22 protein-coding genes are annotated in these 25,929 nt (G+C 64.9%); 13 read left to right on the forward strand and 9 right to left on the reverse strand.

Annotated features, from left to right (window positions below; translation table 11 throughout):
• The first annotated feature begins 11 nt into the window (after positions 1-11).
• The 8 genes from NGM99_RS03230 to NGM99_RS03265 all read left to right on the forward strand — a co-directional run bounded on the left by NGM99_RS03230 (position 12) and on the right by NGM99_RS03265 (position 9,339).
• Complete coding sequence (locus NGM99_RS03230) at positions 12-1,148, forward strand: aminodeoxychorismate synthase component I (RefSeq protein WP_252815951.1); 1,137 nt, start codon at positions 12-14, stop codon at positions 1,146-1,148.
• Positions 1,149-1,225: 77 nt separating this feature from the next.
• Positions 1,226-1,654: a type II toxin-antitoxin system PemK/MazF family toxin gene (locus tag NGM99_RS03235; protein WP_252815953.1), complete on the forward strand. Its 429-nt coding sequence runs from the start codon at positions 1,226-1,228 to the stop codon at positions 1,652-1,654.
• A gap of 352 nt (positions 1,655-2,006) precedes the next feature.
• The gene (locus tag NGM99_RS03240; protein WP_435371393.1) at positions 2,007-3,398 is read left to right on the forward strand and encodes a homospermidine synthase; all 1,392 of its coding nucleotides are present in this window, start codon (positions 2,007-2,009) and stop codon (positions 3,396-3,398) included.
• Between the two features lie 91 nt (positions 3,399-3,489).
• Complete coding sequence (gene omp10 / locus NGM99_RS03245; protein WP_252815957.1) at positions 3,490-3,894, forward strand: outer membrane lipoprotein Omp10; 405 nt, start codon at positions 3,490-3,492, stop codon at positions 3,892-3,894.
• 175 nt (positions 3,895-4,069) lie between these two features.
• Positions 4,070-6,220, forward strand: a complete 2,151-nt coding sequence (locus NGM99_RS03250; protein WP_252815958.1) for a 5'-nucleotidase C-terminal domain-containing protein — start codon at positions 4,070-4,072, stop codon at positions 6,218-6,220.
• A gap of 133 nt (positions 6,221-6,353) precedes the next feature.
• Positions 6,354-7,442 (forward strand): ferrochelatase, encoded by a 1,089-nt coding sequence (gene hemH / locus NGM99_RS03255; RefSeq protein ID WP_252815960.1) that lies wholly within the window; start codon positions 6,354-6,356, stop codon positions 7,440-7,442.
• Positions 7,443-7,760: 318 nt separating this feature from the next.
• On the forward strand, positions 7,761-8,804 hold the full coding sequence (locus NGM99_RS03260) for an SPFH domain-containing protein (RefSeq protein ID WP_252815962.1): 1,044 nt from the start codon (positions 7,761-7,763) through the stop codon (positions 8,802-8,804).
• Positions 8,805-8,874: 70 nt separating this feature from the next.
• Entirely contained in the window at positions 8,875-9,339 is a 465-nt protein-coding gene (locus NGM99_RS03265) for an NfeD family protein (RefSeq protein ID WP_252815964.1), read from the forward strand.
• Positions 9,340-9,469: 130 nt separating this feature from the next.
• Here the strand turns inward: NGM99_RS03265 and NGM99_RS03270 are convergent, their stop codons facing one another.
• The 3 genes from NGM99_RS03270 to NGM99_RS03280 all read right to left on the reverse strand — a co-directional run bounded on the left by NGM99_RS03270 (position 9,470) and on the right by NGM99_RS03280 (position 11,804).
• Entirely contained in the window at positions 9,470-10,036 is a 567-nt protein-coding gene (locus tag NGM99_RS03270) for a manganese efflux pump MntP (RefSeq protein WP_252815966.1), read from the reverse strand.
• Positions 10,037-10,229: 193 nt separating this feature from the next.
• On the reverse strand, positions 10,230-10,550 hold the full coding sequence (locus NGM99_RS03275; protein ID WP_252815968.1) for a YnfA family protein: 321 nt from the start codon (positions 10,548-10,550) through the stop codon (positions 10,230-10,232).
• Positions 10,551-10,802: 252 nt separating this feature from the next.
• Positions 10,803-11,804: a KpsF/GutQ family sugar-phosphate isomerase gene (locus NGM99_RS03280; RefSeq protein WP_252815970.1), complete on the reverse strand. Its 1,002-nt coding sequence runs from the start codon at positions 11,802-11,804 to the stop codon at positions 10,803-10,805.
• A 122-nt stretch (positions 11,805-11,926) separates the two neighbouring features.
• Between NGM99_RS03280 and NGM99_RS03285 the strand changes: the two genes are divergently transcribed.
• Positions 11,927-13,852 carry an outer membrane beta-barrel protein gene (locus NGM99_RS03285; protein ID WP_252815972.1) on the forward strand — a complete coding sequence of 642 codons (1,926 nt, stop codon included), beginning with the start codon at positions 11,927-11,929 and terminating at the stop codon, positions 13,850-13,852.
• Here NGM99_RS03285 and NGM99_RS03290 read toward each other — a convergent pair.
• On the reverse strand, positions 13,842-14,522 hold the full coding sequence (locus NGM99_RS03290) for an ArsR/SmtB family transcription factor (protein ID WP_252815974.1): 681 nt from the start codon (positions 14,520-14,522) through the stop codon (positions 13,842-13,844). The two genes, NGM99_RS03285 and NGM99_RS03290, sit on opposite strands and share 11 nt — an antisense overlap.
• A 130-nt stretch (positions 14,523-14,652) precedes the next feature.
• Between NGM99_RS03290 and NGM99_RS03295 the strand changes: the two genes are divergently transcribed.
• Both NGM99_RS03295 and NGM99_RS03300 read left to right on the forward strand, forming a co-directional pair.
• Positions 14,653-14,970, forward strand: a complete 318-nt coding sequence (locus tag NGM99_RS03295; RefSeq protein ID WP_252815976.1) for an NIPSNAP family protein — start codon at positions 14,653-14,655, stop codon at positions 14,968-14,970.
• Positions 14,967-15,314: an antibiotic biosynthesis monooxygenase family protein gene (locus NGM99_RS03300; RefSeq protein WP_252815978.1), complete on the forward strand. Its 348-nt coding sequence runs from the start codon at positions 14,967-14,969 to the stop codon at positions 15,312-15,314. Before NGM99_RS03295 ends, NGM99_RS03300 begins: the two co-directional genes overlap by 4 nt.
• 62 nt (positions 15,315-15,376) lie before the next feature.
• Here the strand turns inward: NGM99_RS03300 and galU are convergent, their stop codons facing one another.
• Positions 15,377-16,246: a UTP--glucose-1-phosphate uridylyltransferase GalU gene (gene galU, locus NGM99_RS03305; RefSeq protein ID WP_252815980.1), complete on the reverse strand. Its 870-nt coding sequence runs from the start codon at positions 16,244-16,246 to the stop codon at positions 15,377-15,379.
• A gap of 289 nt (positions 16,247-16,535) precedes the next feature.
• Here galU and NGM99_RS03310 point away from each other — a divergent pair, with 289 nt between their 5' ends.
• On the forward strand, positions 16,536-17,777 hold the full coding sequence (locus NGM99_RS03310; RefSeq protein ID WP_252815981.1) for a lytic murein transglycosylase: 1,242 nt from the start codon (positions 16,536-16,538) through the stop codon (positions 17,775-17,777).
• A gap of 11 nt (positions 17,778-17,788) precedes the next feature.
• Positions 17,789-18,967 (forward strand): SGNH/GDSL hydrolase family protein, encoded by a 1,179-nt coding sequence (locus NGM99_RS03315; protein WP_252815983.1) that lies wholly within the window; start codon positions 17,789-17,791, stop codon positions 18,965-18,967.
• 14 nt (positions 18,968-18,981) lie between these two features.
• Here NGM99_RS03315 and NGM99_RS03320 read toward each other — a convergent pair whose 3' ends face one another.
• From NGM99_RS03320 to gltB, 4 genes are all read right to left on the reverse strand, one after another.
• The gene (locus NGM99_RS03320; RefSeq protein ID WP_252815985.1) at positions 18,982-20,439 is read right to left on the reverse strand and encodes a glutamate synthase subunit beta; all 1,458 of its coding nucleotides are present in this window, start codon (positions 20,437-20,439) and stop codon (positions 18,982-18,984) included.
• 12 nt (positions 20,440-20,451) lie between these two features.
• Positions 20,452-20,862 carry a PIN domain-containing protein gene (locus NGM99_RS03325; RefSeq protein WP_252815987.1) on the reverse strand — a complete coding sequence of 137 codons (411 nt, stop codon included), beginning with the start codon at positions 20,860-20,862 and terminating at the stop codon, positions 20,452-20,454.
• A 2-nt stretch (positions 20,863-20,864) separates the two neighbouring features.
• The gene (locus NGM99_RS03330) at positions 20,865-21,134 is read right to left on the reverse strand and encodes an antitoxin (RefSeq protein ID WP_252815990.1); all 270 of its coding nucleotides are present in this window, start codon (positions 21,132-21,134) and stop codon (positions 20,865-20,867) included.
• A gap of 76 nt (positions 21,135-21,210) precedes the next feature.
• Positions 21,211-25,890, reverse strand: coding sequence for a glutamate synthase large subunit (gene gltB, locus NGM99_RS03335; RefSeq protein ID WP_252816881.1), 4,680 nt, complete (start codon positions 25,888-25,890; stop codon positions 21,211-21,213).
• Positions 25,891-25,929 lie beyond the last annotated feature (39 nt).

A 25,929-nucleotide genomic window follows, 5' to 3' on the forward strand; every position in this document is an offset into this window, starting at 1 on the left:
ACTGACTGGCCATGGGTTTCGCGCTCTTCCGTGACGATCTGAGCGGGCGGGAACTCTTCTTCGCCGAACCGCAGGAGGTGCTGGCGCCCGACACGCCGGACGCCTTCGCGCGCGATCTCGAACGCGCGGAGGAAGCCCGCCGCAGCGGCAAATGGATAGCCGGCTACTTTTCTTATGAATCCGGCTTTCTTCTCGACCCGGCCTTGCACACGCATCTGCCGGAAAACCGCCGCGTTCCCTTTTTCGTGCTCGGCATCTTTTCCGGCCCGGTCGAGCCGCCCGCGATGCCGGCCCCGCTTACCGATCCGATCACCGACACAGAGGCGCTCTGGTCCTTCGACGATTATCGCCTGCGCTTCGAGCGCCTGCACCGGCATCTGGCGGAAGGCGACTGTTATCAGGCCAATCTCACATTCCCCGTCTCGGCCCGCTGGCACGGCGACCCGCTGGCAGGTTTCGCCGGCCTGCAAGCCCGCCAGCCCGTCCGCCACGCTGCCCTCATCGATCTCGGCCAAGGCCCCACGGTGCTTTCCCGCTCGCCCGAGCTTTTCTTTCGCATCGACCGCGAAGGCTGGATCGAAGCGCGCCCCATGAAGGGAACGACGCCGCGCGGGAAAACGCCGGCGCAAGACGAGGCCTTCCGCCGCTTTCTTCAGGAGGACGAGAAGAGCCAGGCCGAAAACCGCATGATCGTCGATCTCCTCCGCAACGACATCGCGCTTCTGAGCGAGACCGGCACGCTGCATGTGCCAGAGCTCTTCACGGTCGAAACCTACCCCACCGTCCACCAGATGGTCAGCCGCGTCCGTGCCAAGCTCCTGCCCGACCGTTCTTTAGGCGAAATCTTCGCCGCCCTCTTCCCCTGCGGTTCCGTGACCGGCGCGCCCAAGATCAGCGCCATGCAGATCCTGCGCAAACTCGAGAACCGCCCCCGCGACGTTTATTGCGGCGCCATCGGCTGGGCCGCGCCCGACGGCACCATGAGCTTCAACGTCGCCATCCGCACGCTGACGCTGTTCAAAGGCGGCGAAGCCGTCTTCAATGTCGGCGGCGGCATCGTCTTCGACTCCACCGCCCCTGCCGAATACGCCGAAGCCTTGCTGAAGGCCCGCTTTGCGACGGGGAGCGAACCAAGGCCGCCCAACTGAGGGCTCTCGCGAAATACAGATAAGCATAGGATGCTGCGCCGAGTGGCGCTCTACATGCGTTCTGCTATGCAGAATGGATGGGAATCAGAGAACATCCACTTCAGGGCAGTCTCGTAACCGTCGATTACTCGGCTGGAGGCTTCGTCGAACCTGAAATGGTCAAGCGGCGACTTGCAGTCGTCCTATCTCCCAAAATCACGGCACGGCCGAAGCTCTGCACCATCGTGCCCCTCAGTCTCACCGCCCCACTGAAGGAAATGCCTTATCATAAGCAGATCAGGTTACCCTTCGAACTACCACGCGAGTGGGGCGACATGGAGCGATGGATCAAGGGCGACATGGTGAATGCTGTTGGGTTCCACCGCATCGATCTGTTACGGCTCGGCAAGGATGACCGTGGCAAGCGCGTCTACCAGACCGCCGCTCTCCCGGCCGATTTGATGAAGCTTGTCAGACAATGCGTGCTCCACGGGCTGGGCCTGTCATCATTGACAAAACACCTCTGAAAACCCATATCTCGGCTGTTAGCGGCTCTGCTCATGCCATCCGCGTCTAAGACCCTACCAAGGGCCGCTGGCCCGCCCGGGCGAAAGCAAGCTCTGGGTCAGCGTCGAGATTTGAAAAGCCCTGCATCGAGCGGGGCTTTTTCTTTTCGGTGCTCGCGAAATGCTTGATGGTAGCGGAGCATGCATGGCTGGCCCAAGCGCTTGATTTGATGACACCTGGCCTTTGAGCCACGCTGCACTTCACTCTGTCATGCATTCCCGTTAAGTCTGAGGTTTGAGAACCCAAACGGAGCGGGAAAAATTGGCGGAACGGAACTGGGAAAATCACGGCACGATCACCGGCCCTATCGTGATGATCGGCTTCGGCTCGATCGGACGGGGCACGCTTCCCCTGATCGAGCGGCACTTCCAGTTCGACAAATCCCGCCTAGTGGTCATCGATCCGAAAACCACCAACAAGCACCTGCTCGATGAGCGCGGCATCCGTTTCGTGCAGGAAGCCGTCACGCCAGAGAACTATCGCGAGCTGCTGACCCCTTATCTCACGCAAGGCGAAGGCCAGGGCTTCTGCGTCAATCTTTCGGTCGATACCGGCTCGCTCGATCTCATCAAGCTCTGCCGCGAACTGGGCGTCCTTTACATCGACACGGTGGTCGAACCCTGGCTCGGCTTCTACTTCGACAGAAACGCGGACAACGCCTCGCGCACCAATTACGCGCTGCGCGAAACCGTGCGCACCGAGAAGAAGAACAATCCCGGCGGCACCACCGCGGTCTCCTGCTGCGGGGCGAACCCCGGCATGGTCTCGTGGTTCGCCAAGCAGGCGCTGGTCGATCTCGCGAGCGAGTTCAAGCTGAACACGCCCGAGCCCGCCACCAACGACCGCGAAGGCTGGGCACGGCTGATGAGCCAGGCGGGCGTCAAGGGTATCCACATCGCCGAGCGCGACACCCAGCGCGCCGCCAAACCCAAGCCCTTCAACACCTTCTGGAACACCTGGTCGGTGGAAGGCTTCATCTCGGAAGGGCTGCAGCCGGCCGAACTCGGCTGGGGCACGCATGAGAAATGGAAGCCGGAGAATGCGCGCGGCTTCGAAACCGGTCCCAGGGCCGCGATCTTCCTCGAACAGCCTGGTGGCAACACCCGCGTGCGCACATGGTGCCCGACCCCCGGCCCCCAATACGGCTTTCTGGTTACCCACAACGAGTCGATCTCGATCGCCGACTTCTTCACCGTCGGCGAGGGCGCGACGCCTGAATACCGCCCCACGGTCCACTACGCCTATCACCCCGCCAACGACGCAGTGATCTCGCTGCACGAGATGTTCGGCAATGGCGGCGTCCAGCAGCCCGTGCTCCACGTGCTCGACGAGGACGAACTGGTGGATGGCGTGGATGAGCTCGGCGTGCTGCTCTACGGTCATGCCAAGAACGCCTACTGGTACGGCTCGCAGTTGAGCCTGGAGGAAACCCGCAAGCTCGCGCCTTACCAGAGCGCCACCGGCCTTCAGGTGACGTCCGCCGTGCTCGCCGGCATGGTCTGGGCGCTGGAAAATCCGGAAGCCGGCATCGTCGAAACCGACGAGATGGATTTCCGCCGCTGCCTCGAAGTCCAGCGTCCGTATCTCGGGCCGGTGAAGGGCTATTTCACCGACTGGACCCCGCTCGACAACCGCCCCGGCCTGTTTCCGGAGGACATCGACACCACCGACCCCTGGCAGTTCCGCAACATCCTTGTGCGTTAGCCACAAGAGAGGGAACGCAAGTCCTTCTCGAGTCTTGTTTATTTGACTGAATGCGGCAAATGAACAGCGAAAGGCTCCCTCGGAGGACATGATGGCTCTGCGTTCCCCTCTCTCGACCAAATTCCCGGTTCTGGGCACGCTCGCGGCCGCAGCCCTGCTCTCGGCCTGTGTCGCCGATGGTCCGTCCGGCCCGGCCCCCATCGCCTCCGCCCCTGTCGGCTTCGACGGCGAATGGCTGAGCACGGATGGCGTCGCGATCTCCCGCTTCAATGGCGGCCGCTTCGACACGGTGGCGACCGACACCGGCAACACGCTGGCCGACGGCAACTACCGCCTCGTCAACGACCGCACCGCCGAGATCACCGTCTTCTCGCGCCTGCGCCAGACCACCAGCAATGTGAACTGCGCGCTCGCCACCACCAACCAGCTCAATTGCACCACGTCCACGGGCCAGAACTTCGTATTGACCCGCCGCTCGGCAGCACCCATCGGCTGAGCCGAAACTTTCTCCCTACCGAAAGGCCCGCGCCGGGATCGCCCGCGCGGGCTTTTCTTTTTCTGATTTCCCTTGCGCCTCCGCGTTCTGCGGTCAAAACTTTCCCGTAGCTGAAACATATCGGTTACGAAGCGGTCCTAGACCGTCCCGGCCAAGAGCCACTGGAGTCTGACCCATGACACTCGCCCGCCTTGCCGCGCTTTCTGTTTCGGCCCTTGCCCTGACCGGGCAGCCGGCCTTCGCCGACTACACGCTGAACATCCTCCACATCAACGACTGGCACTCGCGCATCGAATCGAACAACAAATACGAATCCACCTGTTCGGCCGAGGAAGAAGGCAAGAACGAGTGCTTCGGCGGCGCCGCCCGCCTCGTGACCGCCTTCAACCAGGAGCGCCAGAAGCTTGAGGGCCAGAATGTGCTGGCGCTGAACGCCGGCGACAATTTCCAGGGCTCGCTCTTCTACACGACCTTCAAGGGCGCGGCCGAACTCGAATTCCTGAACCAGATCCGTTTCGACGCGATGACGGTCGGCAACCATGAATTCGATGACGGCGAAAACGCGTTGGCCCCCTTTCTCGACAAGGTCGGCTTTCCCGTTCTCGGCGCCAATGTGAAGGCCAACGCCCAGTCCAAGCTCGGTGACCGCGTGAAGCCTTCCGCAGTCGTCGAGATCGGCGGCCAGAGGATCGGCATCATCGGCGTCGTCACCACCGACACGCCCGACATCGCCTCGCCCGGCCCCAATCTGAGCTTTTCCGACGATGTGGAAGCCATCAAGGCGGAAGTCGCCAAGCTGGAAGGCGAGGGCGTCAACAAAATCATCGCGCTGACCCATGTCGGCTATGAGCGCGACAAGGATGCCATCGCCAGGATACCGGGCGTGGACGTGGTGGTCGGCGGCCATTCCCATACGCTTTTGTCGAACGCCGACCCGAAGGCTGAAGGACCGTACCCGACATTTGCGGATGGCGCGAACGGCGTGAAGGTGCCGGTCGTCACCGCCGCGTCCTATTCCAAGCTCCTGGGCGAGTTGAAGGTCGTGTTCGACGACAATGGCGTGGTGAAAGAAGCCACCGGCAACCCGATCGTGCTCGACAGCACGATCAAGCCCGACGAGGCGGTTCTGGCCCGCGTCAAGGAGATGGGCGCCCCCATCGAGGCGCTGAAGGCACGCGTCGTCGGCGAAGCGCGTGCGCCCATCGACGGCTCGCGCGAAACCTGCCGCGCGCAGGAATGCGCCATGGGCGACCTGATCGCCGACGCCATGCTCGACCGCACCAAGGGCCAGGGCGTGACGATCGCCCTTCAGAACGGCGGCGGCGTGCGCGCGTCGATTGACGAGGGCCCGATCACCATGGGCGAAGTGCTGACCGTTCTGCCCTTCCAGAACACGCTCGCCACCTTCCAGCTTTCGGGCGCGGACCTGGTATCTTCGCTCGAAGCCGGCGTATCGGCCATCGATGAAGGCAAGGGCAAGTTCCCGCAGGTTGCCGGCCTGCGCTTCAAGCTCGACACGTCGAAACCCGCGAACAGCGGGCGCGTCTCGGGCGTCGAGGTACAGGAAAACGGCAACTGGGGGCCAATCGACCCTGCCAAGACCTATACGATCGCCACCAACAATTTCACCCGCAATGGTGGCGACGATTACGAACTGTTCAAGAACAATGCCAGGAACGCCTATGATTTCGGCGCGAGTCTCGAACAGGTGGTGGCCGACTATCTCGGCGCGAACCGGCCTTACGAGCCCAGGACCGATGGCCGCATCCAGCTCGTGAGCCAGACCGCGCAGGCCGAACCGGCTCCCGCGACGCTGCCGCCTTCGAGCGAGGTGGCACCATCGCAGAACACGCCGCCGGCTACGGCTGAGCCGACCCCTGCGCCATCCACGCCTGCCCCTTCCGCGAACGAGCCCGCCGCGCAGGACTCGCAGCCGTCGGAGCCGGCAACGGCAAACCCGCCCGCCACGCCCGCACCTGCCGACCCGGCGAACCCGGCCGTGTCCGAACCGGCCGAGCAGGATTCGCAGCCATCGGAACCCGCGACCGGTGTCGAGCCCTCGCCGACCCCGGCCAACCCGGCAGCCAACGCGCCGGCCGGTGCGGCCCCGGCAAACGAAGCCCCGTTGAATGAAGCCCCGGCAGGCACCGCTTCGCAAACCGGCGCGCGCAGCCATGTGATCGCGCGCGGCGACACCTATTGGGACCTCGCGAAGTCCCTCTATGGCGACGCCACCCTCTGGCGCCGCATCGCGGATGCAAACCCCGAATACCGCGCCCGCGCTTTGCCCGTCGGTGCCACGCTCAACGTGCCCGCCGCGAACTGATCCGTTCGCAGTCCGATCCGCAGGAAAGGCCGGGAGCGTTTCCCGGTCTTTTTGTTTGGCCCCTGCGGCTCTTGGTGTCATTGCCTTTCGCTGGCACGCTGCACAGATAGCCGGCCATGCGGAACCAACTCCTATGAACCCGCCCGTCGCATCAGCAGACGAGGCCAAGCGCCAGACGGGCTTGAGCGCGAACAAGGCGGTCGGCCCGCTGCCCGCCGGTCACCCCATGGTGAAAACCGGCCGCGTGGGCGTGCTTCTCGTCAATCTCGGCACGCCTGACGCGCTCGACACCGGCTCGGTGCGCCGCTACCTGCGCGAATTCCTGTCCGACCCGCGCGTGATCGAGCTGCCCCGCGTCGCCTGGTATCCGATCCTTTACGGCATCATCCTCAACACCCGACCGAAGAAATCCGGCGCGAACTATGCCAAGATCTGGAACCGCGAGCTGAACGAAAGCCCGCTTCGCACCATCACCCGCGCGCAGACCGAAAAGCTCGCGGCGAGCCTGTCCGACCTGCCGCAAGTCGTCGTCGAATGGGGCATGCGCTATGGCAACCCCTCGATCGCGAGCGCGGTGAAGACGCTCAAGGACCAGGGCTGCGAGCGCATCCTGTCCGTGCCGCTCTACCCGCAATATTCGGCGACGACGACGGCGACCGCCAACGACCAGCTTTTCCGCGCGCTGATGAAGCTGCGCCACGCGCCTTCGGTGCGCACGCTGCCGCCTTACTACGACGAGCCCGTCTATATCGACGCGCTCGCCCGCTCGCTGGAAGGCCACCTCGCCCGGCTTCCCTTCGAGCCCGAGCTGGTGCTCGCCTCCTATCACGGCATCCCGAAACCCTATTTCCTGAAGGGCGACCCGTATCACTGCCATTGCGTGAAGACCTCGCGGCTCCTGCGCGAGCGCCTGGGCTGGAGCGACAAGCGCCTCCTCACCACCTTCCAATCCCGTTTCGGCGCTCAGGAATGGCTCCAGCCCTACACGGACAAGACCGTCGAGCGACTGGCCAAGGAAGGCGTGAAACGCATCGCCATCATCAATCCCGGCTTCTCCGCCGACTGCATCGAGACGCTTGAGGAGATCGACGGCGAGAACCGCGAAATCTTCATGCATGCCGGCGGCGAGCAGTTCGCGCACATTCCGTGCTTGAACGACTCGGAAGAAGGGATGGATGTGATCGAGACTCTGGTTCGGCGGGAACTAGCCGGCTGGGCTTGAGCTGAATTCTCGAAGCCCGATGGTGCGCGCCTCACGGCATGGATTCTCGGGTCAAGCCCGAGAATGACGAAGCGAGGGGGGGGGTTAAGATGTCGAGGCAAACATCAAACTGGCAATTGCTACGGTCGAAGGTTGGCGCACTCACTCTTCCGGTCGTCATTCTCGGGCTTGACCCGAGAAGCCACGCCGTTTCCTCTCCACCCACGCCCAACGCCTCAAACATTCCCGAGTAACCAGCGCGCCAAGACTTGTCGCGATCACATTGTGATCCCCCCATATCTCCCCTAAACCAGCACAACCACACCGGGGGAGAACATCATGGCGCTCACGCCGTTCGACATCGTCATCATCGTCCTGGCGCTTCTGGTCGTCCTTGTCCTTTTCGCCGGCATCAAGACCGTTCCCCAGGGCTACAATTTCACCGTCGAGCGCTTCGGCCGTTACACCAAGACACTGTCTCCCGGCCTCAACATCATCATTCCCTTCATCGACCGCATCGGCGCGCGGATGAACATGATGGAGCAGGTGCTGGATGTGCCGACGCAGGAGGTCATCACGCGCGACAATGCCATCGTCGCAGTCGATGGCGTCGCCTTCTATCAGGTGCTCAACGCGCCGCAGGCCGCTTACCAGGTCGCCGGCCTGCAGAACGCCATCCTCAACCTGACCATGACCAATATCCGCACCGTCATGGGCTCGATGGACCTCGACGAGCTCCTGTCCAACCGCGACGTCATCAACGAGCGCCTCTTGCGCGTGGTCGATGAAGCCGCGCATCCCTGGGGCATCAAGGTCACGCGCGTCGAGATCAAGGATATCAACCCGCCCGCCAATCTGGTGGATTCCATGGCCCGCCAGATGATGGCCGAGCGCAACAAGCGCGCGCAGATCCTCGAAGCCGAAGGGCTGAAGCAGGCGCAGGTGCTGGAAGCGGAAGGGCGCAAGGAGGCGGCCTTCCGCGACGCCGAGGCACGCGAGCGCGCAGCCGAAGCCGAAGCCCGCGCCACGCAGGTCGTGTCGGACGCCATCGCGCAAGGCGACATGCAGGCGCTGAATTACTTCATCGCCCAGAAATATACGGATGCCTTGGCCCGCATCGGCTCGGCGCCGTCGAACAAGATCGTGCTGATGCCCTTCGAGGCCTCTTCGCTGATCGGCACCATCGGCGGCATCGGCGCCATCGCCCGCGAAGTCTTCGGCGACCAGAGCTCGGACGGCACCCCAGCGTCCCAAGGCCAGCGCCGCAACGCTCGCCCGCGCACCACCGTGCCGCCCACCGGCAATCCGGTGCCCTCCAACCCCGCCGGCTCCACGATGATCGCGGGCATTCCGCCACTGCCCGGCACGAACGAGCGCGGCTGAGAGCCTTCCGAATGGCCCCGGTTCGACCCATGCCATCCTACCGCGAGACCACGCGTCGGAAGAGTCGTCCATGCTGACCACGACCTTGTTCGACCTCGGCGCCTGGAACTGGATCGTGCTCGGCCTGATCCTGCTCGTCTTCGAAGTGTTCCTGCCCGGCGTCTTCCTGCTCTGGATCGGCATCGCCGCCCTTCTCACCGGCGCGCTCTCGCTTCAGCTCGCCGATTGGCCCTTCTGGACCTGGCACTGGCAGGTTCTGGTCTTCCTGGGACTTTCGCTGCTGACCGTCTTTGCCGGCCGCCGCCTGATGGGCGCGCCCGATCAGCCGTCCGACCAGCCTCTTCTCAACCGGCGCTCCGAACAGCTCGTCGGCCGCACGGCCACTCTCGCTGAGCCCATCCAGAACGGCCACGGCCGCATCGCACTCGGCGACACGCTCTGGCGCGTCTCAGGCCCGGACCTGCCGGCAGGCACGCGGGTCAAGGTGACGGCGGTGGAAGGGATGGAACTGGTCGTGGCTGCGGCCGAAAGCTGATCGGCTTCAGCGGCTGGGTTGAAGGGGTGGGAGTGACGCCTCAACCTACCGCAGCGACATTCCGGATCTCACATCCCGAAAATCGAACTAGCTTTTCTCAACCGCGATGACCGAGAAAGGCGACGCCCCTTCACACCGCAGTCAGATGCTCCACGAGGATCGAAGCGCCCAGCGCCACCAGCGCCACGCCGCCGAACATTTCCGCGAACCGTCCGAACCGGCTGCCCAGCATGCGTCCGGCCAGCATGCCGCCCGTCGACATCAGCGTCGTCGCACAACCGATGGCGATCGCGATCACCACGATGTTCACCTCGAGGAATGCCAGCGAAACGCCCACCGCCATCGCATCGATGCTGGTACCCACGGCGGTCGCAAGCAGCGTCATCAGCGAACGATTGACGGGTGCATGCTCGTCCTCAGGCCCGCGATGAAACGCATGATAGAACATGCGCCCGCCCACGCCGCCGAGCAGCAGGAAGGCGATCCAGTGGTCGACGCTCTGCACATACTGGCTCGCAGCGACGCCCAGGAGCCAGCCGATCAGCGGCGTCAGCGTCTCGACGACCCCGAACACGAGCCCCGTGCGCAGCGCCTCGCTCCATGAAGGCCGGCGCGCGGACGCGCCCCGGCCGAGCGAAGCGATGAGGGCGTCGATGGACATGCCGATGGCGAGAACGCCGATCGCGATTGGCGACATCGGGGCTTCTCCTGAAAGATTCGAATTTCGGATTTCGGCAGGCACGGAAAGGTGCAGACCAGACAGGCTGTCGCTCACGCGATGGCTCAGGGCGACATAAAGATTCGTGAGAGAATGATCAACGAAAACATGGCCTTGCGCAGATGCGTATCATTTGCAACTGGAGCGTTGAAGCCGCTGCGTCAGCCAAGGGTCAAGGGCGAGGCCCCATGAGGATGATGCCTGCGCCCACCAAGCAGATCGCGGCACCCGACAGATCCCAGCGATCCGGCCGCGTGTTCTCCACGAGCCAGAGCCAGAGAACCGACGCCACGATATAGACCCCGCCATAAGCCGCAAAGGTCCGCCCCGCGGCATCGCTATCCACGAGCGTCAGCAACCAGGCGAAAAGCGCGAGCGAAACGAGACCGGGGATCAGCCACAGCGGCGATTGCCCGAGCCGCGCCCAGGCCCAGAAGGCGAAACATCCGGCAATCTCGGCAAGCGCGGCACCGGCATAGGCGAGAAGGGTCATGGGTCCAAGACTGCTTTGAGAAGGCGGCGCGGGCGGTCACCCCACCCCTTACCCCTCTCCCCACAGGTGGGAGGAGAAGACTTCGTCGTGGAGGTCACTTTTGAAGCTTGGCACCTAGCTTGGAAGACCGGGGCTTGGAAGATCGGGCGCGGCGCCGGTGTCTCCCCTCCCGCCTGTGGGGAGGGGTAAGGGGTGGGGGTAGGCTTGCCGCCTCACTACCGTTGGTGTTGATCGCCCCTTACCTCGGGCGCCTCAAGCCGCGCCCAGCCGCAAGAGATCGTGCAGGTGCACGATGCCGGCGACGCGGCCCTCTTCCGCCACGATCAAGGTCGTCACCGCGCGCTCGTTGAGTTCCTGCAAGGCGGTGGCTGCCAGAAGATCCGGCGAGATCGTCAGCGGCGAGGGCGTCATCACCTCGTCCACCGTCAGCGACAGCAGATCCGTGTCGATGTGGCGGCGCAGGTCGCCATCGGTGATGATGCCCAAGAGCCGCGTGTCCTCGTCGACGATCGCTACGCAGCCAAGACCCTTTTCCGACATTTCGAGGATCGCCTGGCGCATGCCGGTACCCGGCGAAACGAGCGGCAGGCGCGGGCCCTTCTGCATCACGTCGCGCACCTGGCGCAAGGCCGCGCCCAGCGAGCCGCCGGGGTGGAAGGTGCGGAAATGCTCGGGCATGAAGCCGCGCGCCTCGAGAAGGGCAACGGCCAGCGCATCGCCGAGCGCCAGCTGCAGCAAGGTCGAGGTGGTGGGGGCGAGACCATGCGGGCAGGCCTCCGTCACGCGCGGCAGGATCAGCGCGACGCTCGCCTCGCGCGCGAGCGTGGAGCTTTCGCCTGCGGTGATGGCGATCAGCGGAACGGAGAAGCGGCGGGCATAGGCGACCATGCCCTTGAGTTCGGCGCTTTCGCCCGACCATGACAGCGCCATCACCGCATCGCCGCGCGCGATCATGCCGAGATCGCCGTGATTGGCATCCGCCGGATGCACGAAGAAGGCCGGCGTGCCGGTGGAGGCCAGTGTCGCCGCGATCTTCGAGCCGATATGCCCGCTCTTGCCCACGCCCGTCACGACCAGCCGTCCGCGCAACCGCGCGACCAGCGCCACGGCGCGCGCGAAAGCAGGCCCCAACTCGCCTGCCATGGCATCCGAGAGCGCGGCCAATCCGTCACGGTCGGTGGAAAGTGTGCGAAGGGCTGACTGGACGGTCTCTGACTCGTCCACGAGATCGGGAACAACGACGGGCGTGATCATGCAAAGCCCTTAGCTTTTCTCGGCCGCTCTGTCCATTTCAGGCGCCGAAAGCCGATATTAACCATCCTCGTTTACCCCTCACTCACCATGCGCAGGTTTCGCGCGGGAGTTTTTGGGGTCCGATGGCATTCACGCGACCAAAGCTGATGCAGCCGAGCCGATCACGCTTCGCCGTTCTGGCGGGCGCGGTGGGGCTTGTCGCGCTCGGCGTCGGCTTGGGCGCGGTGGTGGCCGAAGACGGGTTGGCGTTGCGCGGCACGGCCGAACAAGTGGAGCCGGCAGCGACGCAACCGGCAGCCGAGCCCGCCAAGCCCGCAGAGGCCGAACCGGAAAACCCCGCCCCGCTCGCCGAAATCGAGAAGGCACCGCTTCGACCCGCCCAACCCACCGAACCGCTCGACCAGAACCCCACCGGCCAGATCCTGCCGCAGGGCCGGCGCGCCGAGCCGGATCCTGTTCCGGCCCCCGCACCGACGCCGCCCTACCAGCCGATCAGCCCAGGCGCCGTGCCCGACCAGCCGGATGCCGGGGCGGACGACAGCAATGCGCCGTCCCGGAATCCCGGGCAGAACAATGACAGCCTGTTCTCCGAGCCCGAAGTGCTCGGCCAGCCGGCCAACCCTGCCACCGCGCGCACGCCCTCCACGCGGCAGAGCCGCACGCAGACCGCCAACAACCGTCTGGTGCCCGCCACCGCCGAGGAGGCGCCCGCCGAACCGGAAGAGGCGGAGGCGATCGGCCCGGCAATCGTCAGCGAGCGCGCCCAGGCCGCGCGGGCTTCAGGCGAGAACGAGGCGGCCGACGAAGCCAACCCGCTGAATGCCAACCGGCTCAATGCCGAACTGGTGCGCCGCCGGGCACTTCGCATTCCAGCCCTCGAAAGTGCCGCCCCCTTGCCGCTGGTGGACGACGACCCGTTCGCGCCCACGGGCCTGCGCGCGGGCTCCTTCATCCTGCGTCCCTCGATCGAGCAGGGCATCGGCGCCAGCACCAACGCTTCGGCTTCCGCCGATGGCTCGTCGGGCTCCTATTCGGAAACGGTTCTACGCCTCAACGCGCTGTCGGACTGGTCGCGCCATTCCCTGGCTGTCGATGCCTATGGCACGATCCGCCGCACGCTGTCAGGGGACGAGGTGGACGAGGGCAATGGCGGGCTCGACGCGCTGCTGCTGCTCGACATCAACCATGACTGGCAGGCGCGCTTCGCGCTCAACTATCTCGCCCAGCCGGAAGCCGCGTCCTCTCCCGTGCCCTTGCCGGCCGATGCCGAGGACCGCCCGGTCAACCACACGATCAATGGCGAAGCCGGGATCGAGCGCCGCCTCGGCCCCTTGCGCCTCGCCCTCACCGGCGTGCTCGAGCGCGACATCTATGGCGACGTGACGCTCGCCAACGGCGACACGCTTTCGCAAGAGGCGCGCAACTCGACGCTCGCCGCACTTCGCTTCCGCACCGGCTACGAGGTCTCGCCAGCACTCCAGCCTTTCGTGGAGGCCGAGATCGGCCGCCGCTTCTATGACGAGGAGGAAGACGAAAGCGGCACCGAGCGCTCCGCCAACCGCCTGGGGTTACGCACCGGCGTGGCCCTCGACCTGCGCGAAAAGCTTCAGGGCGAGATTGCCGTCGGCTACCTGCGCGAAAGCTTCGACGATAGCGGGTTGGACCCGATCCAGGGCGTCAGCCTCGACGGCACGCTGGCATGGTCACCCTTGCGCGGCACCAATGTCGCGCTGCGCGCCGCGACAACGATCGAAAGCACCACGGCCGTCAACGAAAGCGGCTCGCTGGTCCACGATCTGCGCCTCGACGTCGAACGCACCCTGCGCGCCAATCTCACCGCCCGCGCCAGCCTCGGCCTCTCATGGCGCGATTATGTGGGCTCGGACGGCCACGACCTCACATGGTCGGCAGAGCTCGAGACCACCTACTGGTTCAACCGCGATTTCGGCCTCACCGGCCGCCTGCGCCACGAACAGCTTTCGAGCAGCTTCGAGGGCCGGGATTATGATGCGACGAGCGTGTTCGGGGGTGTGACGGTCAGGCGTTGAGCCCGAACACCCGGGAAAAATCCCGTATTCCGGCGGGCGTGAAAGAAATAACACGCCCCGATCCGCGCCTTGCCCACCGGCGGGCGATGATGTGATCGAGCAGGGCAGCCCCCAGCGCGCCGGCCAGATGGCTGCGCCGCTCACTCCAGTCGAGACAAACGCGGCAAAGAGGGCGGCGCCGGGTTTGGAGACCGTCCACATCGATGCCCAGCGCCGTCAGTTCCCTGTGGCCGGTCGGCGTCAGGACCGGCGCCGCCTCGCCTGCGATCCACCCACGGCATTCGAGCCCATGCAGAAGTGCGACGCCGCGCGCGCCGGCAAGGTGGTCGTAGCACTGCCGCGCCTCACGCAGGGCCGCCTCGCGCGGGCCGGTTCGAACGCGAACCGCTCCCGTGCGCTGGGCAAGCCCCATCAGCGCTTCAAGCACTTCCGCGACATCATGGCCCGATAGGCGGAAATAGCGGTGCCGCCCCTGCTTTTCGGCAAAGAGCAGCCCGGCCGATTCGAGCTTGGCGAGATGCCCGCTCGCGGTCGGCAGCGCCACGCCGGCCGCTTCCGCCAGCTCGCTCACGGTCAGCGCGCGGCCATCCATGAGCAGGGAAAGCATGTTCGCCCGCGCGGGATCACCCAGAAGTGCCGCGATATTCGCAATGACCGGACCATCCTTCATCGCCCGTCTCCTCGCATGGATCACTGAGAGCGGTTTAACACGGCAGCGGCAACCATGCTTCGGCTGAGACCGAAGCATTCCCGTTCTTCTCCGGCATAAGGTGACGTCATCCCAACCGGAGAGGCAATTCATGATCACCTGTTTCATCCCCTACGAACTCGACCCTTTCCGCGTCGACGCGTTCGAGGATTATGCGCGCGACTGGAACCATGCGATCCCGCGCTGCGGTGCCGATCTCGTGTGTTACTTCGCGCCGCATGAGGGTTCGGCCACCACCGGCTATGGCGTCTACAACATCGAAAGCCTCGCGGCCTACGAGGCCTACCGCGCGCGGCTGCGCGACGATCCGCTGGGTCGGCAGAATTATGAGTTCGCCAAGCGCGAGCGCTTCATCCTGAAAGAAGATCGCATCTTCCTGCGCCGCGTCATGGCGGAGGCTCGGCCATGATCGCCGTGATCTTCGAGGTCTGGCCGGCCGAAGGTGAGAGGCACCACTATCTCGATCTGGCAACCGCCTTGCGCCCCGAACTCGTGGACGTGGACGGCTTTCTTTCCATCGAGCGTTTCCAAAGCCTTGCCGAGCCCGAAAAGCTCCTCTCGCTCTCCTTCTGGCGCGACGAGAATGCGGTCCGCACCTGGCGCAACACGCTGGCCCACCGCGCGGCGCAAGCCAGAGGCCGCGAAGGCGTGTTCAAGGACTACCGCCTGCGCATTGCCGGTGTGTTGCGCGATTACGGCATGACCGAACGCGCCGAAGCGCCCGCCGACAGCCGGCAAGCTCACCAAGCATGAAAAAAACCGCCCCAGTCTTTCAACCGGGGCGGCTTCCGATCCTCCAGACCTGCGCGCGGGTCTTACTTCACCAGCGCCTTGATCTGCTCGCGCACCGTGTCACCGATATCCTTGCGTGCCAGGGCGAAGGCCAGGTTCGCGTTGACGAAACCTTCCGGCGAGCCGCAGTCGAAGGTTTGGCCGCGATAGTGGTAGCCGTAGAAGGGCTGCTTGCTCTTCAGCTTCAGCATCGAGTCGGTGAGCTGGATCTCGTTGCCCGCGCCGCGTTCCTGCGTTTCGAGGATTTCGAAGATCTCGGGCTGCAGGATGTAGCGGCCGTTGATGAAGAGGTTGGAGGGGGCCGTGCCCTTGGCCGGCTTTTCGACCATTTCGGTCAGCTCGAAGCCGGTGCCGGTCTCCTTCCCCTTGCCGACGATGCCGTATTTGTGCGCCTCTTCCGGGTCGCACTCTTCCACGGCCACGATGTTCGAGCCGGTCTCGTTGTAGAGCTCGACCATGGCTTTGGTGCAGCCGGTGCCGGGCAGCATGATCATGTCGGGGAGGAGCAGCGCGAAGGGCTCGTCGCCCACGATGTCGCGCGCGCACCACACGGCGTGGCCCAGGCCCAGCGGCTCCTGCTGGCGGGTGAACGAGGTCGAGCCGGCCTTGGGCTGGATGCTCTGCAGCAGCTCGATCTGCGCGTTCTTGTTGCGCGCCTTCAGCGTCGCGTTGAGCTCGTATTGCAGGTCGAAATAGTCTTCGATCACGTGCTTCGAGCGGCCGGTCACGAAAACCAGGTGCTCGATGCCCGCTTCCAAGGCCTCATCGACCACATACTGGATGATCGGACGGTCCACCACCGTCACCATCTCCTTGGGGATCGCCTTGGTGGCCGGCAGAAAGCGCGTGCCCAGGCCCGCCACCGGAAACACTGCCTTGCGAACTCGCTTCATTCGATCTCCATCGTCCAATTGCGAGGCTTGACCCTGACGCAGGGTCAGCCGACATTTTAGTGCCGGAATCGCATCCTATATACGCGATCCGGGGGCCATGACCATGACGGCCCGGGCGGCAAGATAGGGCAGAGCGTGGCGAAAGTAGAGCCGACGCCGAAATCCTTATCGCGCTGGAAGCGAGCAAAGGACAGCGACGGAGAGCGAACAAGCGGCTCCATGGTAAACCGATTGATAACTCCCTTGGGGCATCAATGGACCGACAACCGCTTGTTATGGAGTTATGAGTATGCCGGTTCCGGCGAATGGCAAGACGAGACTGACACGAGGCTGGAAGCGCGCGGCTCTGGGTGCCGGGCTTTCAGTGGCCTTGCTCGCCACGAGCCTGCCGGCGCACGCCGATGCCCGCTTCCGCTCATGGGTGGCCGAATTCAAGCAGACGGCCATCGCCAGCGGCGTCTCGGGGCGGACCTATGACCGCGCCTTCCGCGGCGTCGACGAGCCCGATCTCGAAGTGCTCGAGAAAGCCCGCTACCAGCCCGAGTTCAAGGCCGAGGCGTGGGACTATTTCGACAATCGCGTGCAGGAACATGCGATCTCGGTCGGCCGCCAGATGGCGAAGAAATACAAGCCCTGGCTCGACCGCATCGAAGCCAGATACGGTGTGGACCGCAATATCGTGCTCGCCATCTGGTCGATGGAATCGAATTATGGCGAAATCCTCAAGAACGACAAGGTGATGCGCAATGTGGTGCGCTCGCTGTCAACGCTCGCCTATGGCGACCCCAAGCGTGCCAAGTTCGCCCGCAACCAGCTGATCGCGGCACTCAAGATCCTGCAGTCGGGCGATATCGACGAGAGCCACCTGACCGGGTCCTGGGCGGGCGCCATGGGCCATACCCAGTTCATTCCGACCTCCTACCAGCTCTACGCGCAGGACATGGACGGCGACGGGCGCCGCGACATCTGGGATTCGGTGCCCGACGCGCTGGCAACGGCCGCCAACCTTCTCAGGAAGAACGGCTGGCAGTCGGGCCAGACCTGGGGCTACGAGGTCTCGCTGCCCGATGGCCGCAAGTTCCCCTCGGGCCGCGCATCGCTCGCGAAATGGCAGTCGCTCGGTGTCACCCGCGCCAGCGGCAAGCCGTTCCGCAACGGCGCGGAAAGCGCCGAGCTCAAGCTGCCGGACGGCCGTTCGGGACCGGTCTTCCTGATGACCAAGAACTTCCGCGTCATCAAGGCCTACAACAATTCCGACAAATACGCGCTCGCTGTCGGCCTGCTCGCCGACGAGATCGCGGGCTATGGCGGGCTCGTGGCCGACTGGAACCGCCCCTTCACCAAGCTGTCCATGGACGAGAAGCAGGAACTGCAGCAGCGCCTCTCGACCTATGGCTATTATGAGGGCAAGTTCGACGGCAAGATCGGCTCGGGTTCGCGCGCGGCGATCATGGCCTATCAGGAAAGGATGGGCCTGACGCCGGACGGCCATCCGAGCCTCGAGGTCCTGTCGACCTTGCGCAAGAAATAGAACGGATCGGGATGCAGCGAGGCAGAGAACGCAAGCACACGCATATCGCGCTGGCCCGTTTTCTGCTCGCCGCGAGCCTTGCCGTGACCACCGCCGCTCCGGCCTTTGCGCAGGACGGCGGTTTCGGCATTTTCCGCAAGATCTTCCGCCCGCGCGAGCGGATCATCGACGATTACGGCTACGACGATTACCAGCCTGCGCCGCGCCGCCGGGCGGTACCCCAGCGACAGCAGCCGCGTCCCGCACAGCGGCGCACCCAGCGCCCGGCCGCGCCCGTCGAGCCGCCGCCGCCGGCCGTCATCGAGAAGGCGGCCGATGCGCGCGCCGTGCTCGTGATCGGCGATTTCATGGGTGCGGGCCTGGCCGAAGGGCTCGATGCGGTCTTTGCGCAGGATCCCAAGATCCGCGTGATCGACGCCACCAACGGCTCGTCGGGCTTCGTGCGCGACGATGTGGTGGACTGGCCGAAATCCGTCGCGGAGATGATCGCCAAGGAAAAACCGGTCGCGGTCGTCGCCATGCTCGGCTCCAACGACCGCCAAAGCATGAAAGTGGGAGACACGCGCGAGCCCTCGCGCTCGCCCCCTTGGACCATCGCCTATGAGGGGCGCACGCATGCGCTCGCCAAGGCCGTCGAGGCCACCAAGGTGCCGCTGCTCTGGGTCGGCCTGCCGAGCTTCAAGAATGCGAAGATGGCGGCCGATGTGGTCGCCTTCAACGACATCTATTCCCGCGCGGCGGGAGGGGCCGGTGCGGAATATGTGGATGTGTGGGACGGCTTCGCCGACGACACGGGCGCCTTCACCGCGACCGGCCCCGACATCAACGGCCAGCCCGTCCGCCTGCGCGGCAATGACGGCATCAACCTGACGCGCGCCGGCAAGCGCAAGCTCGCCTTCTACCTCGAAAAACCGCTCGCCCGCATTCTCGGCGTGCCGGTGGGTGCGAGCAAGGCCGTGGCCGGCACGGGCGGCACGGCCGAAGTGCTTCCCGCCTCGCTTTCCGCGCAGGCCGCCGGTCCCGCGGCCCCGCTCGACCGCACCCCGCCCATGGCGCTCGGCAGCCTTTCTTCTTCCGGCAATGAAAACGAGCTTCTCGGTGGCGCAAAGCCCGCGCCGATCAAGCCCAACACGGCCACGATCGAGCGCGTGCCCGGCCGCGCCGACGACTTCGGCGGCGCAGCGCAGTAGCGATCGGAACGATATCAGCGCGGAAGTTCGGTGGTTCCCATCAAGGCTTCGTCGATCGCGCGCGCGGCTTGGCGGCCCTCGCGGATGGCCCAGACCACCAGCGACTGCCCGCGCCGCACATCGCCCGCCGCATAGAGCTTGTCGAGGTTGGTTCGGTAGTCGCGGTCGTTGGCGACCACGTTCACTGAGCGGCGGCTGTCCGTCTTGAGCGCGAGCTTGTCGCCCATTTCCTGGAGCACGCCGGTCTGGATCGGGCCCGAGAAACCGATGGCGATGAAGGCGAGATCGGCACGGATCACGAATTCGGTGCCTGGCACGGGCTTGCGCTTGTCATCCACCTCGCAGCACTTCACGCCGGTCAAAATGCCGTCCTCGCCGATGAATTCGAGCGTCGCCACCTGGAACTCGCGCTCGGCACCCTCGGCTTGGCTCGACGAGGTGCGCATCTTGGTCGCCCAATAGGGCCAGACGGCAAGCTTGTCCTCGCGCTCAGGGGGCTGGGGACGAATGTCGAGCTGTGTGACGCGCACCGCGCCCTGGCGGAATGCCGTGCCCACGCAGTCGGATGCCGTGTCGCCGCCGCCCACCACGACCACATGCATGCCACCTGCCAGGATCGGCTCGGGCCGCGCCCATGCCACGGCGGCAGAATTCTCGCCGCCCACGCGCCGGTTCTGCTGCACGAGATAAGGCATCGCATCATGCACGCCTTCGAGCTCGACGCCCGGAATGCCTGCCGGGCGTGGCGTCTCGGAGCCGCCGCAATAGAGCACGGCGTCGTATTCGGCGATCAGCTCTTCCAGCTTGCGGTCCACGCCGATATTCACGCCGCAGAAGAATGTGACGCCCTCGCCCTTCATCTGCTCGACGCGGCGGTCGATGGTGGCCTTTTCCATCTTGAAGTCGGGAATGCCGTAGCGCAGCAGGCCGCCGGGGCGGGACTCGCGCTCGAACACGTGCACTTCATGGCCCACGCGACCGAGCTGCTGGGCGGCCGCCAAACCGGCAGGACCCGAGCCGATCACCGCCACGCGCTTGCCGGTCCGGGTTTCCGCGGGCTGCGGGCGGATCAGCCCGAGCTCATAGGCCTTGTCGGCGATCGCCTGTTCCACCGTCTTGATGGCGACGGGCACGTCTTCGAGATTGAGCGTGCAGGCTTCCTCGCACGGAGCGGGGCAGATGCGGCCGGTCCATTCGGGGAAGTTGTTGGTGGAATGCAGGTTGCGGATCGCGGTTTCCCAGTCGCCGCGATAAACGAGGTCGTTCCAGTCGGGAATCTGGTTGTGCACGGGGCAGCCCGTGGGTCCGTGACAGAACGGAATGCCGCAATCCATGCAGCGCGCCGCCTGTTTCTCGACTTCGCGCTCGTTCATCGGGAGCGTGAATTCGCGGAAATGCCGAATGCGATCCGAGGCCGGCTGATAGCGCGGCACCTGCCGGTCGATCTCGAGAAACCCAGTAACCTTGCCCATAGTCAGTTCCACTCAGCTCGCAGCGGTTTCACCCAGCAGCCAGTTTTCGATCCTCAAACCCGGCACGTGCCGGAAAGCCCGATCCGCTGTTACCAGCGTCGCATTCAGGACGAGCGCATGGGCCGCGATGAACATGTCGTTCGGCCCGAGCTCTCTCCCTGCTTTCTTCAACCCCGCCCGAACCGATGCGTAGACCTCAGCGACCGGCGGTTCCATTCCCACGACACGCAAGCCTTGCAGCACTGCGGTCATCTTTCTGTGCGTGTCGGCACTCGTTCCATTGACTAGACCGAACAGAACTTCGGCCGACACCACCACGCTCGTATAGAGCAACTCCCTCGGCTCCTCGGCGAAACGCTGTGCGGCAAAGCCAGCCGAGTTTCGCGCGATGTCCGAAATGATGTTCGTATCCAGGAGGTACACGGCTAGAACTTGACGTCGTCGAGGGGAAGCATGTCGCTGTCGTCGATGTCCGGGAAGTCAAATTCGGATGGCGGCTGCCTCCGCAACCATTCGACGATTTCCTTCGGCGAGCGCTGGCGCTTGTCCGGCACCAGCGTCAGGCTCCCATCCGCTTCCTTGCGGATCGTGACCTCTTCTCCTTCGAACTCGAACTCTTTCGGGATGCGCACGGCGCGGCTTCGGCCATTGCGGAAGACGCGCACGCGCTGTTCTTTTTTCGCTTCGGCCGGCATCGCTTGCCTCCAACTGGCATATGCCTTGTCATATGCCAGTTGGTTGATCGTGCCGCAATGCGACCGATCGCGCCCTCTACTCCGCCGCCACGTTCATCCGCATGCGTTCCATCTCTTCCAGCGCGCGGCGGTACTCGACGGGCATTACCTTGCGGAACTTGCCGCGATAATTCGCCCAGTCCTCGAGGATCGCCTTGGCGCGGGCCGAGCCCGTATAATGCGCATGGTTGGAGATGAGCTGAACCAGCCGCTCCTCGTCGTTGCGCGTCATGTCGCCGGACACGTCCACGCGTCCCTTGTGCATGATGTCGCCGCCGCGATGGTGCAGCTTTTCGAGCATATCGTCTTCTTCCGGCACCGGCTCGAGCTCGACCATGGCCATGTTGCAGCGCGAGGCGAAGTCGCCTTCCTCGTCGAGCACATAGGCCACGCCGCCCGACATGCCGGCCGCGAAGTTCCGGCCCGTCTTGCCGATCACGACCACCACGCCGCCCGTCATATATTCGCAGCCGTGGTCGCCCACGCCTTCGACGACGGCCACAGCACCCGAATTGCGCACCGCGAAACGCTCGCCGGCGACGCCGCCGATATAGGCTTCGCCGTTGATCGCGCCGTAAAGCACGGTGTTGCCCGCGATGATCGATTCCGAGGGCACGATGCGCGTGTTATCCGGCGGACGGATCACGATGCGGCCGCCCGAGAGACCCTTGCCGACATAATCGTTGCCTTCGCCGACCAGCTCGAACGAGATGCCGCGCGCGAGGAACGCCGCGAAGCTCTGGCCCGCCGTGCCGTTGAGACGCACCGCGATCGTGTCATCGCGCAAGCCCTTGTGCTTGAAGCGCTTGGCGACTTCGCCCGAGAGCATCGCACCGGCCGAACGGTCGACGTTGCGGATCGTGGTCTCGATCTTCACCGGCTGGCGCGTTTCGAGCGCGGGCATCGCTTCTTCGATCAGCTTGCGGTCGAGCACATCCGCGATCGGATGCTCCTGCCGCATGGTCCAGTGGATCGCCTCAGGCCCGGCTTCCGGCTTGAAGAAGAGCTTCGTGAAGTCAAGCCCCTTCGCCTTCCAATGCGCGATGGCCGGACGCTTCTCGATCAGCTCGGAGGCACCCACGATCTCGTCGAGATGGCGGAAGCCCATGGCGGCGAGCAGCGCGCGCACTTCTTCGGCGACGAAGAAGAAGTAGTTGATCACATGCTCGGGCGCGCCCTTGAAGCGCTTGCGCAGGACCGGGTCCTGCGTCGCCACGCCCACCGGGCAGGTGTTGAGGTGGCACTTGCGCATCATGATGCAGCCGGCCGCGATCAGGGGTGCTGTCGAGAAGCCGTATTCGTCGGCGCCCAGAAGCGCGCCCACGATCACGTCGCGGCCCGTACGCAAGCCGCCATCGACCTGCAGGCAGACGCGTGAGCGCAAGCCGTTCAGCACCAGCGTCTGCTGGGTTTCGGCCAGGCCGATCTCCCATGGGGAGCCGGCATGCTTGAGCGAGGTGAGCGGCGAGGCACCCGTGCCGCCGTCATAGCCCGATACCGTGATATGGTCGGCGCGCGCCTTGGCGACACCGGCCGCCACCGTGCCGACGCCCACTTCCGACACCAGCTTCACCGAGATGTCGGCAGCCGGGTTCACGTTCTTCAGATCGTAGATCAGCTGCGCCAGATCCTCAATCGAATAGATGTCGTGGTGCGGCGGCGGCGAGATCAGGCCTACGCCCGGCGTCGAGTGGCGCGTCTTGGCGATCGTCGCATCCACCTTGTGGCCGGGCAGCTGGCCGCCTTCGCCGGGCTTGGCACCCTGCGCGACCTTGATCTGGATCATGTCGGCATTGACGAGATATTCCGTCGTCACGCCGAAGCGGCCGGAGGCCACCTGCTTGATGGCCGAGCGCTCGGGGTTCACCGAGCCGTCGGGCAGCGGCAGGTAACGGTCGGGCTCCTCGCCGCCTTCGCCGGTGTTCGACTTGCCGCCGATGGCGTTCATGGCGCGTGCCAGAGTCGTATGCGCCTCACGCGAGATCGATCCGAAAGACATCGCGCCCGTCGAGAAGCGTTTGACGATATCGGCTGCCGGCATCACCTCGTCGATCGGCACCGCCGTGCGGCCGCTTTCCTCCGCGAGCTTGATGCGGAACAGGCCGCGCAGGGTCTGGGCGCGGGCCGTCGCACTGTCGATCTGCGTGGAATAGTCCTGGAAGGTTTCCCACGAGCCCTTGCGCACCGCATGCTGCAGCGTCGCCACCGCGTCGGGCGACCACATATGAGCCTCGCCGCGCATGCGGAACATGTATTCGCCGCCCACATCCAGCGTGTTGCGCAAGACAGGATCGTCGCCGAAGGCCGAGCCGTGGCGCAACACCGTTTCGGCCGCGACCTCATCGAGGCCCACGCCCTCGATGGTGGTCGCCGTGCCGGTGAAATACTTCGCCACGAAGTCGGACTTCAGTCCGATCGCGTCGAAGATCTGCGCGCCGCAATAGCTCTGGTAGGTCGAGATGCCCATCTTGGACATGACCTTGAGCATGCCCTTGCCGATCGACTTGATGAAGCGCGTGACCACCTCATGCGCATCGACCTCGGCCGGCATTTCGCCGCGCTTGTGCATGTCCACCAGCGTGTCGAAGGCGAGATAGGGGTTGATGGCTTCCGCGCCATAGCCGGCGAGGCAGCAGAAATGATGGATCTCGCGCGGCTCGCCCGATTCCACCACGAGCCCGGCCGAGGTGCGCAAGCCCTTGCGGATCAGGTGATGGTGGACGGCAGCGGTCGCGAGCAGTGCAGGAATGGCAATACGGTCCGGCCCGATCTGGCGGTCGGAAAGGATGATGATGTTGTAGCCGCCTGCAACCGCTGCTTCCGCGCGCTCGCAAAGCCGCTCGATGGCGCCCGTCATGCCTTCCGGCCCTTCGGCGGAGGCGTAGGTCACGTCGATCGTCTTGGTGTCGAAACGGTCCTCGGTGTGGCCGATCGAGCGGATCTTTTCGAGATCGCCATTGGTCAGGATCGGCTGGCGCACTTCGAGGCGCTTCTTGCGCGACGAGCCGACCAGATCGAAGATGTTCGGACGCGGGCCGATGAAGGAGACCAGGCTCATCACCAGTTCCTCGCGGATCGGGTCGATGGGCGGGTTCGTCACCTGCGCGAAGTTCTGCTTGAAATAGGTGTAAAGCAGCTTGGACTTGTCCGACATCGCCGAGATCGGCGTGTCCGTTCCCATGGAGCCCACGGCCTCCTGGCCGGTGGTCGCCATCGGCGCCATCAGGATGCGCGTGTCTTCCTGCGTGTAGCCGAAGGCCTGCTGACGATCGAGAAGCGACACATCCTTGCGCAGCGCGCGCGGCTCGACCGGGTTCAGTTCCTCGAGGATCAGCTGTGTGTTGCGCAGCCACGTCTTGTAGGGGTGGCGCGAGGCGATCTCGTGCTTGATCTCCTCGTCAGAGATGATGCGGCCCTGCGCCAGGTCGATCAGAAGCATGCGGCCCGGCTGGAGCCGCCACTTCCTGACGATCTTTTCTTCCGGCACGGGCAGCGCGCCGGCTTCGGATGCCAGGATCACGCGGTCGTCGTCGGTCACCACATACCGCGCCGGTCTGAGTCCGTTGCGATCAAGCGTCGCGCCGATCTGGCGGCCATCGGTGAAGCACACGGCGGCGGGGCCGTCCCACGGCTCCATGAGGGCCGCGTGGTACTCGTAGAAGGCGCGGCGCTCGTCATCCATGAGCTTGTTGCCGGCCCAGGCTTCCGGGATGAGCATCATCATGGCATGCGCGAGGGAGTAGCCGCCCTGCGTCAGGAATTCGAGCGCGTTGTCGAAGCAGGCGGTGTCCGACTGCCCCTCATACGAGATCGGCCAGAGCTTGGAGATGTCGTTGCCGAACAGCTCGGAATCGACCGAAGCCTGACGCGCCGCCATCCAGTTGACGTTGCCGCGCAGCGTGTTGATCTCGCCGTTGTGGGCCACCATGCGATAAGGATGCGCGAGCTTCCAGGACGGAAACGTGTTGGTCGAGAAGCGCTGATGGACGAGCGCGAGTGCGGACTCGAAACGCGGATCGTGCAGGTCGCGGTAGTAGGCGCCGACCTGATAGGCCAGGAACATACCCTTATAGACCACCGTGCGCGACGACAACGACACGACATAGAAACCGTTGTCGACCCCGCCGGTCTCGGCATGGATGCGGTTCGAGATCACCTTGCGCAGGATGAACAGGCGGCGCTCATACTCGTCGTCGCTCTCGATCTCGGGCCCGCGACCGAGGAACACCTGACGGTGCACCGGTTCGCTGGCCGCGATGTCGGGAGCCTTGGAAAGCGAGGAATTGTCGACCGGCACGTCGCGGAAGCCGATCAGCGGCTGGCCTTCCGCCTTGGCGACCTCGGCGATGACCGCCTCGATATGGGCGCGCAGCGCTTCGTCGCGCGGCATGAAGAGAGTGCCGACCGAATAATGGCCGGGCTCGGGCAGCGCGATGTCCTGAGTCTGCATCTCCTCGCGGAAGAAGCGGTCCGGGATCTGCACCAGCATGCCCGCGCCGTCGCCCATCAGGGGGTCGGCGCCCACGGCACCGCGATGGGTGAGGTTTTCGAGCATGGCGAGGCCGTCGAGCACCGTCTGGTGCGACTTCACGCCCTTCATATGCGCGATGAAGCCCACGCCGCAGGCGTCGTGCTCGCGGCTCGGATCGTAGAGGCCTTGCGGCTTTTCGAGCAGGGGATTGGCTTTGGTGGCCGGCATCCCTGCCGTCGCACTCATTCCCTCCCGCTCGCTCAAATGCCTGCTCATGGCGTGATC

Source organism: Mesorhizobium liriopis, assembly GCF_024053505.1.
In the GTDB taxonomy this organism is placed as follows: domain Bacteria; phylum Pseudomonadota; class Alphaproteobacteria; order Rhizobiales; family Rhizobiaceae; genus Mesorhizobium_B; species Mesorhizobium_B liriopis.

Bases quoted from the DNA above. Each gene is read 5' to 3' on its own strand.
- NGM99_RS03230 (WP_252815951.1), top strand. From the start codon at position 12: ATGGGTTTCGCGCTCTTCCGTGACGATCTGAGCGGGCGGGAACTCTTC.
- NGM99_RS03235 (WP_252815953.1), top strand. From the start codon at position 1,226: ATGGGAATCAGAGAACATCCACTTCAGGGCAGTCTCGTAACCGTCGAT.
- NGM99_RS03240 (WP_435371393.1), top strand. From the start codon at position 2,007: ATGATCGGCTTCGGCTCGATCGGACGGGGCACGCTTCCCCTGATCGAG.
- omp10 (WP_252815957.1), top strand. From the start codon at position 3,490: ATGGCTCTGCGTTCCCCTCTCTCGACCAAATTCCCGGTTCTGGGCACG.
- NGM99_RS03250 (WP_252815958.1), top strand. From the start codon at position 4,070: ATGACACTCGCCCGCCTTGCCGCGCTTTCTGTTTCGGCCCTTGCCCTG.
- hemH (WP_252815960.1), top strand. From the start codon at position 6,354: ATGAACCCGCCCGTCGCATCAGCAGACGAGGCCAAGCGCCAGACGGGC.
- NGM99_RS03260 (WP_252815962.1), top strand. From the start codon at position 7,761: ATGGCGCTCACGCCGTTCGACATCGTCATCATCGTCCTGGCGCTTCTG.
- NGM99_RS03265 (WP_252815964.1), top strand. From the start codon at position 8,875: ATGCTGACCACGACCTTGTTCGACCTCGGCGCCTGGAACTGGATCGTG.
- NGM99_RS03270 (WP_252815966.1), bottom strand. From the start codon at position 10,036: ATGTCGCCAATCGCGATCGGCGTTCTCGCCATCGGCATGTCCATCGAC.
- NGM99_RS03275 (WP_252815968.1), bottom strand. From the start codon at position 10,550: ATGACCCTTCTCGCCTATGCCGGTGCCGCGCTTGCCGAGATTGCCGGA.
- NGM99_RS03280 (WP_252815970.1), bottom strand. From the start codon at position 11,804: ATGATCACGCCCGTCGTTGTTCCCGATCTCGTGGACGAGTCAGAGACC.
- NGM99_RS03285 (WP_252815972.1), top strand. From the start codon at position 11,927: ATGGCATTCACGCGACCAAAGCTGATGCAGCCGAGCCGATCACGCTTC.
- NGM99_RS03290 (WP_252815974.1), bottom strand. From the start codon at position 14,522: ATGAAGGATGGTCCGGTCATTGCGAATATCGCGGCACTTCTGGGTGAT.
- NGM99_RS03295 (WP_252815976.1), top strand. From the start codon at position 14,653: ATGATCACCTGTTTCATCCCCTACGAACTCGACCCTTTCCGCGTCGAC.
- NGM99_RS03300 (WP_252815978.1), top strand. From the start codon at position 14,967: ATGATCGCCGTGATCTTCGAGGTCTGGCCGGCCGAAGGTGAGAGGCAC.
- galU (WP_252815980.1), bottom strand. From the start codon at position 16,246: ATGAAGCGAGTTCGCAAGGCAGTGTTTCCGGTGGCGGGCCTGGGCACG.
- NGM99_RS03310 (WP_252815981.1), top strand. From the start codon at position 16,536: ATGCCGGTTCCGGCGAATGGCAAGACGAGACTGACACGAGGCTGGAAG.
- NGM99_RS03315 (WP_252815983.1), top strand. From the start codon at position 17,789: ATGCAGCGAGGCAGAGAACGCAAGCACACGCATATCGCGCTGGCCCGT.
- NGM99_RS03320 (WP_252815985.1), bottom strand. From the start codon at position 20,439: ATGGGCAAGGTTACTGGGTTTCTCGAGATCGACCGGCAGGTGCCGCGC.
- NGM99_RS03330 (WP_252815990.1), bottom strand. From the start codon at position 21,134: ATGCCGGCCGAAGCGAAAAAAGAACAGCGCGTGCGCGTCTTCCGCAAT.
- gltB (WP_252816881.1), bottom strand. From the start codon at position 25,890: ATGAGTGCGACGGCAGGGATGCCGGCCACCAAAGCCAATCCCCTGCTC.